14 protein-coding genes, 2 tRNA genes and 4 rRNA genes are annotated in these 16,730 nt (G+C 50.4%); 12 read left to right on the top strand and 8 right to left on the bottom strand.

Annotation, left to right across the window (positions count from 1 at the left end):
• Positions 1-32: 32 nt before the first annotated feature.
• A complete protein-coding gene (fmt, locus tag I6L74_RS06280) occupies positions 33-980 on the bottom strand; it encodes a methionyl-tRNA formyltransferase (RefSeq protein ID WP_059180785.1) in 948 nt (315 codons plus the stop codon).
• A 26-nt stretch (positions 981-1,006) separates the two neighbouring features.
• Entirely contained in the window at positions 1,007-1,516 is a 510-nt protein-coding gene (gene def, locus I6L74_RS06275) for a peptide deformylase (protein WP_059180786.1), read from the bottom strand.
• Between the two features lie 127 nt (positions 1,517-1,643).
• Here def and dprA point away from each other — a divergent pair, with 127 nt between their 5' ends.
• Genes dprA through I6L74_RS06245 form a run of 6 tightly spaced genes read left to right on the top strand, consistent with a single transcriptional unit; the run spans position 1,644 to position 5,427 of the window.
• Positions 1,644-2,768, top strand: coding sequence for a DNA-protecting protein DprA (gene dprA / locus I6L74_RS06270; protein WP_059180787.1), 1,125 nt, complete (start codon positions 1,644-1,646; stop codon positions 2,766-2,768).
• The gene (smg, locus tag I6L74_RS06265) at positions 2,740-3,213 is read left to right on the top strand and encodes a DUF494 family protein Smg (RefSeq protein WP_059180788.1); all 474 of its coding nucleotides are present in this window, start codon (positions 2,740-2,742) and stop codon (positions 3,211-3,213) included. The genes dprA and smg overlap by 29 nt, the downstream gene beginning before the upstream one ends.
• A gap of 26 nt (positions 3,214-3,239) precedes the next feature.
• The gene (locus I6L74_RS06260) at positions 3,240-3,782 is read left to right on the top strand and encodes a DNA topoisomerase family protein (RefSeq protein WP_072241999.1); all 543 of its coding nucleotides are present in this window, start codon (positions 3,240-3,242) and stop codon (positions 3,780-3,782) included.
• Between the two features lie 4 nt (positions 3,783-3,786).
• Positions 3,787-4,359, top strand: coding sequence for an L-threonylcarbamoyladenylate synthase type 1 TsaC (gene tsaC, locus I6L74_RS06255; RefSeq protein WP_059180789.1), 573 nt, complete (start codon positions 3,787-3,789; stop codon positions 4,357-4,359).
• A 4-nt stretch (positions 4,360-4,363) separates the two neighbouring features.
• Entirely contained in the window at positions 4,364-5,182 is an 819-nt protein-coding gene (gene aroE / locus I6L74_RS06250; RefSeq protein WP_096759595.1) for a shikimate dehydrogenase, read from the top strand.
• Positions 5,179-5,427, top strand: coding sequence for a DUF1488 family protein (locus I6L74_RS06245; RefSeq protein ID WP_059180791.1), 249 nt, complete (start codon positions 5,179-5,181; stop codon positions 5,425-5,427). Before aroE ends, I6L74_RS06245 begins: the two co-directional genes overlap by 4 nt.
• Here I6L74_RS06245 and I6L74_RS06240 read toward each other — a convergent pair.
• Complete coding sequence (locus I6L74_RS06240) at positions 5,403-5,957, bottom strand: gamma carbonic anhydrase family protein (protein WP_059180792.1); 555 nt, start codon at positions 5,955-5,957, stop codon at positions 5,403-5,405. The genes I6L74_RS06245 and I6L74_RS06240 overlap by 25 nt on opposite strands.
• A 474-nt stretch (positions 5,958-6,431) precedes the next feature.
• On the opposite strand from I6L74_RS06240, the gene I6L74_RS06235 reads away from it, so the two are divergent.
• The 6 genes from I6L74_RS06235 (at position 6,432) to rrf (I6L74_RS06210) (ending at position 11,728) form a co-directional block, all read left to right on the top strand.
• Positions 6,432-7,971: ribosomal RNA gene (locus I6L74_RS06235) — 16S ribosomal RNA — on the top strand.
• Between the two features lie 84 nt (positions 7,972-8,055).
• Positions 8,056-8,131, top strand: a tRNA-Glu gene (locus I6L74_RS06230).
• Between the two features lie 231 nt (positions 8,132-8,362).
• A 23S ribosomal RNA gene (locus I6L74_RS06225) occupies positions 8,363-11,272 on the top strand.
• A gap of 93 nt (positions 11,273-11,365) precedes the next feature.
• Positions 11,366-11,481: ribosomal RNA gene (gene rrf, locus I6L74_RS06220) — 5S ribosomal RNA — on the top strand.
• 14 nt (positions 11,482-11,495) lie between these two features.
• Positions 11,496-11,571, top strand: a tRNA-Thr gene (locus I6L74_RS06215).
• A gap of 41 nt (positions 11,572-11,612) precedes the next feature.
• Positions 11,613-11,728, top strand: a 5S ribosomal RNA gene (gene rrf / locus I6L74_RS06210).
• The 16S, 23S and 5S rRNA genes sit together here with 2 tRNA genes alongside, the layout of an rRNA operon.
• Before the next feature lie 136 nt (positions 11,729-11,864).
• On the opposite strand, the gene I6L74_RS06205 is transcribed toward rrf (I6L74_RS06210), so the two are convergent.
• From I6L74_RS06205 to I6L74_RS06185, 5 genes are all read right to left on the bottom strand, one after another.
• Positions 11,865-12,632: an amino acid ABC transporter ATP-binding protein gene (locus tag I6L74_RS06205; protein WP_059177268.1), complete on the bottom strand. Its 768-nt coding sequence runs from the start codon at positions 12,630-12,632 to the stop codon at positions 11,865-11,867.
• Positions 12,633-12,639: 7 nt separating this feature from the next.
• The gene (locus I6L74_RS06200) at positions 12,640-13,743 is read right to left on the bottom strand and encodes an amino acid ABC transporter permease (RefSeq protein WP_059177269.1); all 1,104 of its coding nucleotides are present in this window, start codon (positions 13,741-13,743) and stop codon (positions 12,640-12,642) included.
• 9 nt (positions 13,744-13,752) lie between these two features.
• Positions 13,753-14,934, bottom strand: a complete 1,182-nt coding sequence (locus tag I6L74_RS06195) for an amino acid ABC transporter permease (protein ID WP_059177270.1) — start codon at positions 14,932-14,934, stop codon at positions 13,753-13,755.
• A 67-nt stretch (positions 14,935-15,001) separates the two neighbouring features.
• Complete coding sequence (locus I6L74_RS06190; protein WP_059177271.1) at positions 15,002-16,027, bottom strand: amino acid ABC transporter substrate-binding protein; 1,026 nt, start codon at positions 16,025-16,027, stop codon at positions 15,002-15,004.
• Positions 16,028-16,505: 478 nt separating this feature from the next.
• A complete protein-coding gene (locus tag I6L74_RS06185; RefSeq protein WP_059177272.1) occupies positions 16,506-16,727 on the bottom strand; it encodes a lipoprotein in 222 nt (73 codons plus the stop codon).
• Positions 16,728-16,730 lie beyond the last annotated feature (3 nt).

Below are 16,730 nucleotides of genomic sequence, written 5' to 3'. Positions count from 1 at the left end.
CCCGGAAAAACCGGGCCTTAGATTAAATATAATCAGGCGAGACGCGTGCCTGGGGTAAACCACTCGCGACGTGAATTCAGCAAATCTTGCGCGCTCATGGCTTTTTTACCCGCAGGTTGTAGCGATTCCAGATTGAGAATGCCGTCTGCGGTTGCAACCTGAATACCTTCTCGGGTTGCTTCAATAATAGTGCCTGGCTCCGCTTTAGCTTCCCCACTGATAACGGAAGCTTTCCAGATTTTCACTGGCTGCTCGTCAATGGTCATCCAGCTCATTGGCCAGGGATTAAATGCGCGGATACAACGTTCCAGCTGTGCTGCAGAAAGTGACCAGTCGAGTTGAGCTTCTTCTTTACTGAGCTTCTCAGCGTAAGTTACGAAGGCTTCATCCTGTACTTCTGGCTGCACTTTACCGTCGGCAAGTTGCTGCAATGTTTCGATTAAGCCTTGCGGGCCGAGATCCGCCAGTTTGTCATACAACGTTGCGCTGGTATCTTCTGCCGTGATGGGGCACGCCAGTTTGTAAAGCATGTCACCTGTATCCAGCCCGACATCCATCCGCATGATGGTGACACCCGTTTCGCTATCACCCGCCCACAGTGAACGCTGGATAGGCGCCGCGCCGCGCCAGCGAGGAAGCAGAGAACCGTGCACATTGATACAGCCGAGACGTGGCATATCAAGTACGGCTTTTGGCAAAATTAATCCGTATGCCACGACAACCATGACATCAGCATTGAGCTCATAGACAAGCTGCTGATTTTCTTGAGGACGTAAGGATACTGGCTGAAATACCGGTAAGTTATGTTTTTCAGCGAGGACTTTAACCGGGCCAGGCATCAGTTTTTTGCCACGACCAGCAGGGCGGTCTGGTTGGGTAAACACACCAACAATCTGGTGGCCAGAAGAGAGCAGCGCATCGAGATGACGCGCTGCGAAGTCAGGTGTTCCCGCGAAAATTATGCGTAGCTTTTTAGACACGTTATTCCTTGTATCCGAGGGGCACGTTATGCGCGTGCGCGCATACGATCCAGTTTCTCGACCTTCTGACGAATACGCTGTTGTTTCAGGGGAGAGAGATAATCGATAAACAGTTTACCGACTAAGTGGTCCATCTCATGCTGAATACAGATTGCGAGTAAATCGTCGGCTTCCAGTTCAAATGACTTACCGTCACGATCCAGCGCACGGATTTTGACCTTCTCGGCACGAGGAACCAGCGCGCGCTGTTCTGGAATAGACAGGCAGCCTTCCTCAATTCCGGTTTCACCGCTCTGCTCGAGCAGTTCTGGATTAATCAATACCAGGCGATCTTCGCGGTTTTCAGATACATCGATAACGATGATGCGTTTATGAATGTCAACCTGCGTTGCCGCGAGACCAATGCCTTCTTCTGCGTACATCGTATCGAACATATCATCAACGATACGCTGAATTTCTGCATTCACTTCTTTTACCGGTTCAGCAACGATGCGAAGGCGCTCGTCCGGGATATGTAACACTTGCAAAACTGCCATAAATTTCCAGAGTCGTGTTCAGGAGTTGAAAAGATTATTACCTCTATTCTAGACAAATCCCCTGCTGATTGACAGCATCCCTAACCAATCGCAAAGATTGCTGAGGCTGCTTATGGCAGGGAAAAGGATGACTTCCACAGAGATATGGTTACGTCTGATGCACGTCGGGGATTTATGTGGTGACACGATGCTGGGGGCTGCACAAAATCTGGCCGCTCGCGAAAATATCGACGACACGACGTTGAAGAATGTTGGCCTAACGAGCAAGCAGGCCCGCAACTTTTTGTGTGTAAAAGAAGCCGAACTCGAACGTTCTTTTAACTGGCTAGAACGACCGGGGCATTATCTGCTTCCTGCTGACAGCCCTCTCTATCCGCCACGGTTGCGAAGCCTATCCGACTATCCCGGCGCGTTATTTGTGAATGGCAGTATCGATGTGTTAAGTCACTTTCAACTTGCCGTCGTCGGCAGCCGCTCTCCTTCCTGGTACGGCGAAAGGTGGGGGAACCTATTCTGCGAATATCTGGCGCGAAATGGCGTCACGATTACCAGTGGGTTAGCGTGTGGCATTGATGGTGTCGCTCATCGGGCTGCGATTTCTGGGCAGGGCAAAACTGTCGCGGTGCTGGGTAGTGGTCTGTCCAGTATTTACCCTAAACGGCATGTTCCTCTTTCGGACAAAATTATTGAAACGGGAGGAGCGGTTATTTCTGAGTTTCCTCTCGCCACCCCACCCTGGCCCGGTAATTTTCCTCGCCGCAATCGCATTATTAGTGGTTTGAGCCACGGAGTATTAGTCATCGAGGCGGCATTGCGAAGCGGATCGCTAGTGACAGCCAAATGCGCGCTTGAGCAAGGGCGTGAAGTTTTTGCGTTGCCGGGGCCGATAGGCAATCCTGGATGTGAAGGCCCTCATTGGCTGATTAAGCAGGGGGCAACGCCTGTCACAAGTGCCGAGGAAATTCTTGAAAATTTGCGATATGGATTGAATTGGATTCCCAAGGAATCAGAAATGGCACTTTATTCATCAGATCAGGAGGAGGTAGCATTGCCATTTCCTGAGCTCCTGGCTAACGTAGGAGATGAGGTAACACCTGTTGACGTTGTCGCTGAACGTGCCGGCCAATCTGTGCCAGTCACGGTAGCACAGCTACTGGAACTGGAGTTAGCAGGATGGATCGCAGCTGTACCCGGCGGCTATGTCCGATTAAGGAGGGCATGCCATGTTCGACGTACTGATGTATTTGTTTGAGACTTACATCCATAACGAAGCAGAAATGCGCGTGGACCAGGACCGACTGACGCGGGATCTTACCGATGCGGGATTTGAACGGGAAGATATTTATAACGCATTGTTGTGGCTAGAAAAACTGGCTGATTATCAGGAAGGGCTTGTCGAACCCATGCAGCTTGCTTCCGATCCTCTGTCCGTGCGTATTTACACGGCTGAAGAGTGTGAAAGGCTGGATGCCAACTGCCGGGGATTCGTTTTATTCCTGGAGCAAATTCAGGTGCTAAACCTCGAAACGCGAGAAATGGTGATAGAGCGTGTCATGGCGCTGGATACTGCAGAATTTGAACTGGAAGACCTGAAATGGGTCATTCTGATGGTTCTGTTCAACATCCCTGGTTGTGAAAACGCCTATCAGCAAATGGAAGAATTACTCTTTGAAGTGAATGAAGGTATGCTTCATTAATTCATTACATTGCTCCAAGAGTTGTTATGGCCAAATCAGCACTGTTTACGGTGCGTAATCAAGAGCCCTGCCCACAATGTGGGGCTGAACTTGTCATTCGGTCCGGGAAACACGGTCCGTTTCTCGGTTGTTCACACTATCCGGAATGTGATTATGTCCGTCCCCTGAAAAATCAGGCGGACGGGCATATCGTAAAAATTCTGGAAGGGCAAACGTGCCCAGTCTGTGGTGCGAATCTCGCGCTGCGTCAGGGGCGTTTTGGCATGTTTATCGGATGCAGCCATTACCCTGAATGTGAACATACTGAACAGATCGATAAGCCAGATGAAACAGCGATAGCCTGTCCACAGTGTCAACAGGGGCAGTTAGTCCAACGACGTTCCCGTTTCGGTAAAACTTTTCATTCCTGCGATCGCTATCCTGAATGCCAGTTCGTTATCAATTTTAAGCCAGTTGCGGGTATATGCTCTCATTGCGATTATCCGCTCCTTATAGAGAAGAAAACTGCACAAGGCATCAAACGCTTTTGCGCCAGTAAACAATGTGGAAAGCCGGATTCGGCGGATTAAACCTGTGAATAATAATTTTCCATTAGGCTCTATCGCACAGGCGGTGGACGTACTAAAAAATGAAGAAGTCATCGCTTATCCCACTGAAGCTGTGTTTGGGGTTGGATGCGATCCTGATAGTGAAACGGCAGTGACTCGTTTACTAAAACTCAAACAGCGCCCGGTCGAAAAAGGGTTAATTTTGATTGCTGCAAACTTTGAGCAGCTCAAACCCTATATCGATGATTCAATGTTGACAGAGCAGCAGCGCAATACCATTTTTGCCGCCTGGCCTGGTCCGGTCACCTTTGTTTTCCCGGCTCGACCCACCACGCCGAGCTGGTTGACAGGGCGCTTTGACTCACTTGCTGTTCGCGTAACAGACCATCCGTTGGTTATTGAACTGTGCGAGACTTTTGGGAAGCCGCTCGTTTCAACCAGTGCCAACCTAACGGGATTGCCGCCTTGCCGTACATCGCAAGAAGTGCTGACCCAGTTTGGTGACGATTTTCCAGTGGTCGTCGGTGAAACCGGTGGCCGACTGAATCCTTCAGAAATCCGAGATGCGTTGACCGGCGAGCGTTTTCGCCAGGGGTAATATGATGGATAAGTACGCTGTATTTGGTAACCCAATTGCGCACAGTAAATCGCCATTTATTCATCAGCAATTTGCCCAGCAACTGCACATCAACTATTCATATGATCGTGTCCTGGCGCCTGTTGATGATTTCCTCGCTACGCTCAATGCTTTTTTCTGCGAGGGGGCGAGAGGCGCAAATATTACCGTGCCATTTAAAGAAGAAGCTTTTGAGCGAGCGGATGAGTTGACAGAGCGTGCATCGCTTGCGGGTGCGGTGAATACACTTAAACGTTTGGACGATGGACGTCTGCTTGGTGATAACACCGACGGCATCGGTTTATTGAGCGATCTGGAAAGACTCTCTTTCATTAAACCAGGGTCGCGCATTTTGCTGATTGGAGCCGGCGGGGCATCTCGTGGAGTTTTGCTTCCGCTTCTATCGTTGGATTGTGCTGTGACGATTACCAATCGTACATATTCCCGTGCGAAAGACCTGGCAACGCTGTTTGCTCACACGGGGAGTATCAATGTCGTGGCGATGAGGGATTTGGAAGGGCATGAGTTCGACCTTATTATTAATGCCACATCCAGCGGTATTGCCGGTGATGTACCCGCCATTCCAGCCTCTCTGGTGAAACCACACGTTTACTTCTATGACATGTTCTATCAAAAAGGAAGTACGCCTTTCCTGAGTTGGTGCGAAGGGCATGGGGCAAAACATTTTTCGGATGGACTGGGAATGCTGGTGGGCCAGGCCGCGCATGCGGTGCTACTTTGGCATGGCGTATTACCTGCAGTGGAACCTGTTATTGAAAAACTGAAACAGGAATTACTGGCGTGAATCAGGCGATCCACTTTCCCGATAGAGAAACCTGGGATGAAGATAAACAGGCCGTCTGTTTTCCAGTATTGGTAAATGGTGTGCAATTGATCTGCGCGATCAAAAGCGAAGTATTACTCCGTCGTTTTGGTGGCGCTGTGCCGCTTGAAGTGTTCAAAGATAATCGCTGGGATCTGGAAGAAGAAGCCAGCGATTTGATTCGGGATCAGCAGGAAGACGATCAGGGCTGGATTTGGTTTTCCTGAGCCAGGTATTCGTCCTTCCATTTCACGTAATTATTCGCTGAGTATTGTAGGCCTGCGATTTCCGCTTCATTTAAGGGGCGGATTTGTTTTACTGGGCGGCCTAAATAGAGATAGCCGCTTTCCAGGCGTTTGTTTTGTGGTACCAGGCTTCCGGCCCCTATCATAATATCGTCTTCTACTATTACCCCATCTAATAGAATCGATCCCATACCAACCAACACGCGATTACCGATGGTGCAGCCGTGCAGCATCACTTTATGACCAATAGTGACATCTTCACCAACGATCAGAGGACACCCCTCGGGGTTATGGGTCGACTTGTGAGTGACATGCAGAACGCTGCCATCTTGAATATTGGTGCGTGAACCAATCATGACATGGTTCACATCGCCCCTAATGGCGACTAACGGCCAGATGCTTACATCATCGGCCATCCTGACATCGCCAACGACGACGCTACTACTATCGATCATCACGCGATCGCCTTTCTGAGGGAACAGATCTTTGAAGGGACGCAATACGGCGGACATATCTACCTCGACTGATTAACACTATATAGAAGACTTTGATCGCATTATCCGGCTGGGGCAAGAGATAAGTGCATCAATATTTAAGCAGATCGGGTGGGATTTCAGCGAAAAGAGTGGAAAAGCAGCAGTCAGAAAAAAAGATCCAAAAAAACCTTGTGCTAAAAGCTGGGATCCCTATAATGCGCCTCCATCGACACGGCGGATGTGAATCACTTCACACAAACAGCCGGTTCGGTTGAAGAGAAAAATCCTGAAATAAAGGATTGACTCTGAAAGAGGAAAGCGTAATATACGCCACCTCGCAACGGTGAGCGAAAGCCGCGTTGCACTGCTCTTTAACAATTTATCAGACAATCTGTGTGGGCACTCAAAGTGACATGGATTCTAAACGTCTTCGGACGCTAAATGAATACCAAAGTCTCTGAGTGAACATACGTAATTCATTACGAAGTTTAATTCAAGAGCATCAAACTTAAATTGAAGAGTTTGATCATGGCTCAGATTGAACGCTGGCGGCAGGCCTAACACATGCAAGTCGAGCGGTAGCACAGAGAGCTTGCTCTCGGGTGACGAGCGGCGGACGGGTGAGTAATGTCTGGGAAACTGCCTGATGGAGGGGGATAACTACTGGAAACGGTAGCTAATACCGCATAATGTCGCAAGACCAAAGAGGGGGACCTTCGGGCCTCTTGCCATCAGATGTGCCCAGATGGGATTAGCTAGTAGGTGGGGTAATGGCTCACCTAGGCGACGATCCCTAGCTGGTCTGAGAGGATGACCAGCCACACTGGAACTGAGACACGGTCCAGACTCCTACGGGAGGCAGCAGTGGGGAATATTGCACAATGGGCGCAAGCCTGATGCAGCCATGCCGCGTGTATGAAGAAGGCCTTCGGGTTGTAAAGTACTTTCAGCGAGGAGGAAGGCATTGTGGTTAATAACCACAGTGATTGACGTTACTCGCAGAAGAAGCACCGGCTAACTCCGTGCCAGCAGCCGCGGTAATACGGAGGGTGCAAGCGTTAATCGGAATTACTGGGCGTAAAGCGCACGCAGGCGGTCTGTCAAGTCGGATGTGAAATCCCCGGGCTCAACCTGGGAACTGCATTCGAAACTGGCAGGCTAGAGTCTTGTAGAGGGGGGTAGAATTCCAGGTGTAGCGGTGAAATGCGTAGAGATCTGGAGGAATACCGGTGGCGAAGGCGGCCCCCTGGACAAAGACTGACGCTCAGGTGCGAAAGCGTGGGGAGCAAACAGGATTAGATACCCTGGTAGTCCACGCCGTAAACGATGTCGACTTGGAGGTTGTTCCCTTGAGGAGTGGCTTCCGGAGCTAACGCGTTAAGTCGACCGCCTGGGGAGTACGGCCGCAAGGTTAAAACTCAAATGAATTGACGGGGGCCCGCACAAGCGGTGGAGCATGTGGTTTAATTCGATGCAACGCGAAGAACCTTACCTACTCTTGACATCCAGAGAACTTAGCAGAGATGCTTTGGTGCCTTCGGGAACTCTGAGACAGGTGCTGCATGGCTGTCGTCAGCTCGTGTTGTGAAATGTTGGGTTAAGTCCCGCAACGAGCGCAACCCTTATCCTTTGTTGCCAGCGGTTCGGCCGGGAACTCAAAGGAGACTGCCAGTGATAAACTGGAGGAAGGTGGGGATGACGTCAAGTCATCATGGCCCTTACGAGTAGGGCTACACACGTGCTACAATGGCATATACAAAGAGAAGCGACCTCGCGAGAGCAAGCGGACCTCACAAAGTATGTCGTAGTCCGGATCGGAGTCTGCAACTCGACTCCGTGAAGTCGGAATCGCTAGTAATCGTAGATCAGAATGCTACGGTGAATACGTTCCCGGGCCTTGTACACACCGCCCGTCACACCATGGGAGTGGGTTGCAAAAGAAGTAGGTAGCTTAACCTTCGGGAGGGCGCTTACCACTTTGTGATTCATGACTGGGGTGAAGTCGTAACAAGGTAACCGTAGGGGAACCTGCGGTTGGATCACCTCCTTACCTGAAGAACCTGCCTTTGTAGTGTCCACACAGATTGTCTGATGAAAAGTAAATAGCAAGGCGTCTTGCGATTGAGACTTACACGTCCCCTTCGTCTAGAGGCCCAGGACACCGCCCTTTCACGGCGGTAACAGGGGTTCGAATCCCCTAGGGGACGCCACTTGCTGGTTTGTGAGTGAAAGTCGCCGACCTCTGTATCTCAAAACTGATTGCACTGTGTAAACAGTAAGTCATGTTTGAGATATTTGCTCTTTAAAAATCTGGATCAAGCTGAAAATTGAAACGACACACTGTGTCTGCTCTCCGTAATAAGAGCAGATAAGCGGTGTGTTCGAGTCTCTCAAATTTTCGCAACACTGCGGGTGTTTTACGAAACATCTTCGGGTTGTGAGGTTAAGCGACTAAGCGTACACGGTGGATGCCTAGGCAGTCAGAGGCGATGAAGGACGTGCTAATCTGCGATAAGCGTCGGTAAGGTGATATGAACCGTTATAACCGACGATTTCCGAATGGGGAAACCCAGTGCAATCCGTTGCACTATCGTTAAGTGAATACATAGCTTAACGAAGCGAACCAGGGGAACTGAAACATCTAAGTACCCTGAGGAAAAGAAATCAACCGAGATTCCCCCAGTAGCGGCGAGCGAACGGGGAACAGCCCAGAACCTGAATCAGTTTGTGTGTTAGTGGAAGCGTCTGGAAAGTCGCAGGGTACAGGGTGATACTCCCGTACACAAAAATGCACATACTGTGAGTTCGAAGAGTAGGGCGGGACACGTGGTATCCTGTCTGAATATGGGGGGACCATCCTCCAAGGCTAAATACTCCTGACTGACCGATAGTGAACCAGTACCGTGAGGGAAAGGCGAAAAGAACCCCGGCGAGGGGAGTGAAACAGAACCTGAAACCGTGTACGTACAAGCAGTGGGAGCCTTGATTTATCAGGGTGACTGCGTACCTTTTGTATAATGGGTCAGCGACTTATATTCTGTAGCAAGGTTAACCGTATAGGGGAGCCGAAGGGAAACCGAGTCTTAACTGGGCGTTAAGTTGCAGGGTATAGACCCGAAACCCGGTGATCTAGCCATGGGCAGGTTGAAGGTTGGGTAACACTAACTGGAGGACCGAACCGACTAATGTTGAAAAATTAGCGGATGACTTGTGGCTGGGGGTGAAAGGCCAATCAAACCGGGAGATAGCTGGTTCTCCCCGAAAGCTATTTAGGTAGCGCCTCGTGAACTCATCTTCGGGGGTAGAGCACTGTTTCGGCTAGGGGGCCATCCCGGCTTACCAACCCGATGCAAACTACGAATACCGAAGAATGTTATCACGGGAGACACACGGCGGGTGCTAACGTCCGTCGTGAAGAGGGAAACAACCCAGACCGCCAGCTAAGGTCCCAAAGTCACAGTTAAGTGGGAAACGATGTGGGAAGGCACAGACAGCCAGGATGTTGGCTTAGAAGCAGCCATCATTTAAAGAAAGCGTAATAGCTCACTGGTCGAGTCGGCCTGCGCGGAAGATGTAACGGGGCTAAACTGTGCACCGAAGCTGCGGCAGCGACGCTTATGCGTTGTTGGGTAGGGGAGCGTTCTGTAAGCCGTCGAAGGTGTCCTGTGAGGGATGCTGGAGGTATCAGAAGTGCGAATGCTGACATAAGTAACGATAAAGCGGGTGAAAAGCCCGCTCGCCGGAAGACCAAGGGTTCCTGTCCAACGTTAATCGGGGCAGGGTGAGTCGACCCCTAAGGCGAGGCCGAAAGGCGTAGTCGATGGGAAACAGGTTAATATTCCTGTACTCGGTGTTACTGCGAAGGGGGGACGGAGAAGGCTATGTTAGCCGGGCGACGGTTGTCCCGGTTTAAGCATGTAGGCGGAGCGTTTAGGTAAATCCGGACGCTTATTAACGCTGAGGTGTGATGACGAGGCACTACGGTGCTGAAGTAACAAATGCCCTGCTTCCAGGAAAAGCCTCTAAGCATCAGGTAACATCAAATCGTACCCCAAACCGACACAGGTGGTCAGGTAGAGAATACCAAGGCGCTTGAGAGAACTCGGGTGAAGGAACTAGGCAAAATGGTGCCGTAACTTCGGGAGAAGGCACGCTGATGGTAAGTGAAGCGACTTGCTCGTGGAGCTGAAATCAGTCGAAGATACCAGCTGGCTGCAACTGTTTATTAAAAACACAGCACTGTGCAAACACGAAAGTGGACGTATACGGTGTGACGCCTGCCCGGTGCCGGAAGGTTAATTGATGGGGTTAGCGGTAACGCGAAGCTCTTGATCGAAGCCCCGGTAAACGGCGGCCGTAACTATAACGGTCCTAAGGTAGCGAAATTCCTTGTCGGGTAAGTTCCGACCTGCACGAATGGCGTAATGATGGCCAGGCTGTCTCCACCCGAGACTCAGTGAAATTGAACTCGCTGTGAAGATGCAGTGTACCCGCGGCAAGACGGAAAGACCCCGTGAACCTTTACTATAGCTTGACACTGAACACTGGTCCTTGATGTGTAGGATAGGTGGGAGGCTTTGAAGCGTGGACGCCAGTCTGCGTGGAGCCAACCTTGAAATACCACCCTTTAATGGCTGGTGTTCTAACGTAGACCCGTAATCCGGGTTGCGGACAGTGTCTGGTGGGTAGTTTGACTGGGGCGGTCTCCTCCTAAAGAGTAACGGAGGAGCACGAAGGTTAGCTAATCCTGGTCGGACATCAGGAGGTTAGTGCAATGGCATAAGCTAGCTTGACTGCGAGAGTGACGGCTCGAGCAGGTGCGAAAGCAGGTCATAGTGATCCGGTGGTTCTGAATGGAAGGGCCATCGCTCAACGGATAAAAGGTACTCCGGGGATAACAGGCTGATACCGCCCAAGAGTTCATATCGACGGCGGTGTTTGGCACCTCGATGTCGGCTCATCACATCCTGGGGCTGAAGTAGGTCCCAAGGGTACGGCTGTTCGCCGTTTAAAGTGGTACGCGAGCTGGGTTTAGAACGTCGTGAGACAGTTCGGTCCCTATCTGCCGTGGGCGCTGGAGAATTGAGGGGGGCTGCTCCTAGTACGAGAGGACCGGAGTGGACGCATCACTGGTGTTCGGGTTGTCATGCCAATGGCATTGCCCGGTAGCTAAATGCGGAAAAGATAAGTGCTGAAAGCATCTAAGCACGAAACTTGCCCCGAGATGAGTTCTCCCTGACTCCTTGAGAGTCCTGAAGGAACGTTGAAGACTACGACGTTGATAGGTCGGGTGTGTAAGCGTAGCGATACGTTGAGCTAACCGATACTAATGAACCGTGAGGCTTAACCTTACAACGCCGAAGCTGTTTTGGCGGAAAGAGACGATATTCAGCTTGATAACAGATTAATTGACGTGCAGAGATGCATGTTGATAACAGAATTTGCCTGGCGGCTTTAGCGCGGTGGTCCCACCTGACCCCATGCCGAACTCAGAAGTGAAACGCCGTAGCGCCGATGGTAGTGTGGGGTCTCCCCATGTGAGAGTAGGGAACTGCCAGGCATCAAATTTAGCGTGCTGATATGGCTCAGTTGGTAGAGCGCACCCTTGGTAAGGGTGAGGTCCCCAGTTCGACTCTGGGTATCAGCACCACTTAACACGGGTTTAAGTTTGGCACTAAGTAAAAGAATTTGTCTGGCGGCTTTAGCGCGGTGGTCCCACCTGACCCCATGCCGAACTCAGAAGTGAAACGCCGTAGCGCCGATGGTAGTGTGGGGTCTCCCCATGTGAGAGTAGGGAACTGCCAGACATCAATTAAGTGAAAAGGCCATCCGAAAGGATGGCCTTTTTGCATTGGGCGATCTCATGAGTCTTACGCTAACTTCTGCATTACTACGCCCGAGGATGATATTCCCCCAGGCGTAATATCCTGTTTATTCAATCAGTTAATGGATAACCTGCGATAAGAACGCTCTTGTACGTTCAGATTTCGGATTGGCGAAAAACTCTTCCGGCGGTGCCTGTTCCACAATTTCACCTCGGTCCATAAAGATCACTCTATCTGCCACCGTTCTCGCAAATCCCATTTCATGTGTCACGCAGAGCATGGTCATTCCCGACTGAGCCAGACCAATCATCGTATCCAACACCTCTTTAACCATCTCCGGGTCAAGGGCTGACGTAGGCTCATCAAACAGCATAATTTTGGGCTTCATACACAGGGAACGCGCAATCGCAACGCGCTGCTGCTGCCCTCCTGAAATTTGCCCAGGGAATTTATGCGCATGCTCGGCAATACGAACACGTTCCAGATAATGCATCCCTAAGACTTCGGCATCCTTTTTAGACATCTTCTTGACCCAAATAGGGGCCAGCGTACAGTTCTGCAATACCGTTAGATGCGGGAACAAATTGAAGTGTTGGAATACCATGCCCACTTCCTGGCGCACGCGTTCAATATTGCGAATATCTTCATCCAACTCGATCCCATCAACGACGATGCGTCCTTGCTGATGTTCTTCGAGATGATTAATACAACGAATAGTTGTCGACTTTCCAGAACCCGATGGGCCACACAGGACGATACGTTCGCCTTGCGTTACCTTCAGGTTGATATTTTTCAGTACGTGAAACTGTCCGTACCATTTATTGACGTTTTCCAGGGTAATCATCGCGTCAGCAGGGGTCACAGGGGTCATAATAATTTTGCTCATAAGTTCCTCAGTGCGGTGTCCGCCCGGTGTTAAAACGTTTCTCAAGATGCTGGCTATAGCGCGACATGCTGAAACAAAAAATCCAGTAAATCAGTGCGGCAAAGACATAGCCTTCGGTCGACATGCCAAGCCATACAGGGTCTACGGTAGCCTGTTGAACACTGCTGAAAAGATCGAATAACCCAATAATGATCACCAGGCTCGTATCTTTAAAGAGGGCAATAATCGTATTCACAAGCCCTGGAATAACCAGTTTGAGGGCCTGCGGTAAAATCACTAACCCCTGCGTTTTCCAGTATCCGAGTGCCAGTGATTCAGCCGCTTCGTATTGTCCTTTTGGCAGAGCCTGTAACCCACCGCGAACGACTTCTGCGACATAAGCGGACTGAAATAAAATAACGCCTACGAGTGCGCGGATCAGCTTGTCGATCGTAGTACCTTCCGCCATGAATAATGGCAACATCACCGACGACATAAACAGCACGGTAATCAGCGGCACGCCGCGCCAGAACTCGATAAAGATCACTGAAAGCACACGCACTACCGGCATCGTTGAACGACGGCCAAGCGCCAACAAAATACCCAGCGGCAGCGCGCCTGCGATCCCGACTGAAGCGATGATCAAGGTTAATGTCAGCCCACCCCACTGGCGAGTTTCGACCCGCTCAAGCCCCAGAACTCCCCCGTATAGCAACAACCAAACAATCAGCGGATAAACCACTGCCCAGCAAGCAATGTAGCGCCCACGGCGTGGCAAATGTTTCCAGAACATCGGAACGATCGACAACAACCCAACGATCAGGGCCACGTTGATACGCCAGCGTTGATCGTGTGGATACAAGCCATACATGAACTGGCCAAAACGCTCATGAATGAATACCCAACATGCGCCCGCTTTGGTGCAGTCAGCCCGTGTGGAGCCAACCCAGTTTGCCTGTAGAAATGCCCAGTTTATAAGCGGCGGGATAAGTTCCCACATCAGCCAAAGACAGATGATGGTGAGAAGACTGTTACTCCAGGAGGAGAACAGATTTTTACGTGCCCAGGCGATAAAACGCCAGCCCCCAGCGCTAGAAGGGCGCGGGGCGTGAGACAGTACGGCTTTTGTCATCATGGCTCCTTAACGCTCGACCAGTGCGATGCGACGGTTATAGATATTCATCAACAGAGAGATTGTCAGGCTAATAACCAGATAAACCGACATGGTGATGGCGATCGTTTCGATAGCTTGTCCCGTCTGGTTAAGCACTGTCCCGGCGAACAGTGAAACCATATCGGGATAACCGATAGCGGCAGCCAACGAAGAGTTTTTAGCAATATTCAGATACTGACTGGTCAGCGGCGGGATGATCACGCGTAAAGCCTGAGGAATGATCACCTGACGGAGTGTGACCGGGTTTGGGAGTCCGAGCGATCGCGCTGCTTCATGCTGCCCGTGTGGAACAGCCTGAATACCAGAGCGAATAATTTCTGCAATAAATGCAGACGTATAAATGGAAAGTGCCAACGTAAGAGCAGCCAGCTCAGGAATCAATACCATCCCACCACGGAAGTTAAATCCACGCAGTTCCGGAATATCCCAATGCAGTGCTGAACCAAATATCCCTTGGGCCAGTAAAGGTAAACCCACGATCAAAAGTAATCCGACGGGCCAGGTTTTGCGAAGCTGCCCGGTTTTAATCTGATGCATGCGGTTATAGCGAAACAGCCCAACGGATACTGCAACAGCGATAATAATAGCGGCAATAGCAGCCCATAATCCTTCGCCAGCCATTGGCGAGGGAATATACAACCCGCGATTGCTGAGAAAAAATAACTCAAAAGCATCAATGGCCTGGCGTGGCCCCGGCAGATTACGCAGGACGGCGAAATACCAGAAAAAGATCTGCAACAGGGGCGGAATGTTGCGAAACGTCTCGATATAAACCGTAGAAAGTTTACGCAGGAGCCAGTTTTCAGATAATCGGGCGAGGCCGAGGAAAAATCCGAGGAATGAAGCAAAGACGATACACAGTGCAGAGACCAGAAGCGTATTCAGCAGGCCAACCAGAAATACTCTGCCATACGTATCGCTCTCCTGATAATCAATCAGGTGCTGCACAATTCCAAATCCAGCAGTGCGATCCAGAAAGGCAAAGCCCGAAGTAATGCCGCGATTGCTCAGGTTAGTTACGGTGTTATGAATCAAATAAATCGCAACGACCACGACGACGACAATGGCAATGATCTGAAATAGCCAGGCGCGGACCGCGGGATGCGAAAAGGAAAGTTTTCCTTTTAAGGCTAAGCGGCGATGGGACATAAAGAAACCTCGGTAACCATGACTCTGGGCTGGGCACCGCTCATGCAGTGCCCGTTACAGCTAAAAACTAGCGTACTGGTGGCGCGTACTGGATGCCGCCGTTGTTCCAGAGGTTGTTCTGGCCACGTTTGATTTTCAGAGGGCTTTCCGATCCCACGTTACGCTCGAAGATCTCTCCGTAGTTGCCAACGTGTTTAATGATGTTGTAAGCCCACTTGTTATCGAGCTTGAGATCCTTGCCGTAATCACCTTCTTTACCCAGAAGATGAGCCATATCCGGAGTGGATGGCGCCGCCGCTTTCTCATCGACGTTCTTCGAATTAATCCCCATTTCTTCGGCATTCAGCATGGCGAAGAGAGTCCATTTAACAATCGAAGTCCACTCTTCATCACCGCGACGTACGACGGGACCAAGAGGTTCTTTAGAGATAACTTCAGGCAGAACAATCCACTCGGCAGGATTGCTGAGCTTAATGCGCAGGGCATACAGCTGAGACTGGTCAGATGCCAGGGTATCGCAGCGGCCTGATTCCAGTGCTTTTGCTGACTCATCAGAACGATCGAACGTCACTGGGGTGTATTTCATCTTATTCGCTTTGAAATAATCCGCGACGTTCAACTCGGTATCAGTACCGGCCTGGATACAGACAGTCGCACCGTCGAGTTCTTTTGCACTCTTAAGGCCCGCTTTATTGTGAGTCAGGAAGCCGATACCGTCATAATAGGTGACGCCCGTAAACGTCATTCCCATGCCAGTATCGCGAGACGAGGTCCAGGTCGTATTACGAGAGAGCACATCAACTTCACCAGATTGCAAAGCGGTGAAGCGTTCTTTCGCCGTCAGTGGGGTGTATTTTACTTTGGTATCATCACCGAAGAGAGCCGCTGCAACGCCCCGGCAAACGTCAACGTCGATCCCAGAGAATTTCCCGTTGGCATCCGCGTAGGAGAAACCCGGTAACCCATCGCTAATACCGCACTGTACAAAGCCTTTCTTTTTCACGGCATCCAGAGTTGCGCCTGCATGCGCCTGACCCGCAACTGCAAACAACATGCCGGCTGCGGCCAGGCTGGCTATCATCGTCTTTTTCATATGCATCCTGTGTGGCGAAAATTATTGTTATAGAAAGTCGTTTTAAAACGCTTTTACCTGTCTGTGGCGTTGGCCGACGTTTATAAAGCAAACGTAATGCCAGTTTTCGTATTCAGCTAAAAAGAGAGTTATCTGAACGCGTAATGCTGAGTGTAGACAGGGATATTTAAATCAAGCGCCCTGAAATGGTGCGAAATGACAACCTACGCCACAAATCAGAGCAAAAGTTGATGAGACGAAACTGGAATTATTGAGATGGTTTCAGACGTGAATATTGGCAGGATACTGAATGTTATTAATCTGTGAAAAATATCACGTATTACAGTGCAACTTAGATTTCGAGTAAATAAAAACGTGAGAACAATCAAAGATGAAAAGAGGCACAGAATTGTTACAGGGAAGATTTTTAACAGAGAGAGAAATAACTGCACTGGTATGAAGCAAAAGCGCGGAGATACCGCGCTTTTGTCAGAGAGCTTTATTTGGTTAACGCAACGATACCCAACGTCAGACCGGCAATAGCCGCAGCCCCGCCAGCAATCGCGCCAGCTGTTTCCCAGTTATCCTGAGTGGTACCTTTCATACACGTATTGGTATGGACAAGGCGGCCTTGATCGTCGTAAACCGGTACACACGGAGAATCGTGGGCACAACCAGCCAGAAGCGCAGCGAGCGTTGCAACGCAAATGAATCTTTTCATGAT

Source organism: Lelliottia amnigena (genome assembly GCF_019047465.1).
Taxonomy (GTDB): domain Bacteria; phylum Pseudomonadota; class Gammaproteobacteria; order Enterobacterales; family Enterobacteriaceae; genus Enterobacter; species Enterobacter amnigenus.
Note: the sequence above shows the minus strand (reverse complement) of the source record. Positions and strands in the feature narration are given on the sequence as shown.

What these genes read in the sequence shown, in the direction of transcription:
- I6L74_RS06190 (WP_059177271.1), bottom strand. Translation starts at nt 16,027, where the DNA reads ATGAAAAAGACGATGATAGCCAGCCTGGCCGCAGCCGGCATGTTGTTT.
- I6L74_RS06240 (WP_059180792.1), bottom strand. Translation starts at nt 5,957, where the DNA reads ATGTCCGCCGTATTGCGTCCCTTCAAAGATCTGTTCCCTCAGAAAGGC.
- I6L74_RS06260 (WP_072241999.1), top strand. Translation starts at nt 3,240, where the DNA reads ATGGCCAAATCAGCACTGTTTACGGTGCGTAATCAAGAGCCCTGCCCA.
- dprA (WP_059180787.1), top strand. Translation starts at nt 1,644, where the DNA reads ATGACTTCCACAGAGATATGGTTACGTCTGATGCACGTCGGGGATTTA.
- I6L74_RS06200 (WP_059177269.1), bottom strand. Translation starts at nt 13,743, where the DNA reads ATGACAAAAGCCGTACTGTCTCACGCCCCGCGCCCTTCTAGCGCTGGG.
- smg (WP_059180788.1), top strand. Translation starts at nt 2,740, where the DNA reads ATGTTCGACGTACTGATGTATTTGTTTGAGACTTACATCCATAACGAA.
- def (WP_059180786.1), bottom strand. Translation starts at nt 1,516, where the DNA reads ATGGCAGTTTTGCAAGTGTTACATATCCCGGACGAGCGCCTTCGCATC.
- aroE (WP_096759595.1), top strand. Translation starts at nt 4,364, where the DNA reads ATGGATAAGTACGCTGTATTTGGTAACCCAATTGCGCACAGTAAATCG.
- I6L74_RS06205 (WP_059177268.1), bottom strand. Translation starts at nt 12,632, where the DNA reads ATGAGCAAAATTATTATGACCCCTGTGACCCCTGCTGACGCGATGATT.
- I6L74_RS06195 (WP_059177270.1), bottom strand. Translation starts at nt 14,934, where the DNA reads ATGTCCCATCGCCGCTTAGCCTTAAAAGGAAAACTTTCCTTTTCGCAT.
- I6L74_RS06185 (WP_059177272.1), bottom strand. Translation starts at nt 16,727, where the DNA reads ATGAAAAGATTCATTTGCGTTGCAACGCTCGCTGCGCTTCTGGCTGGT.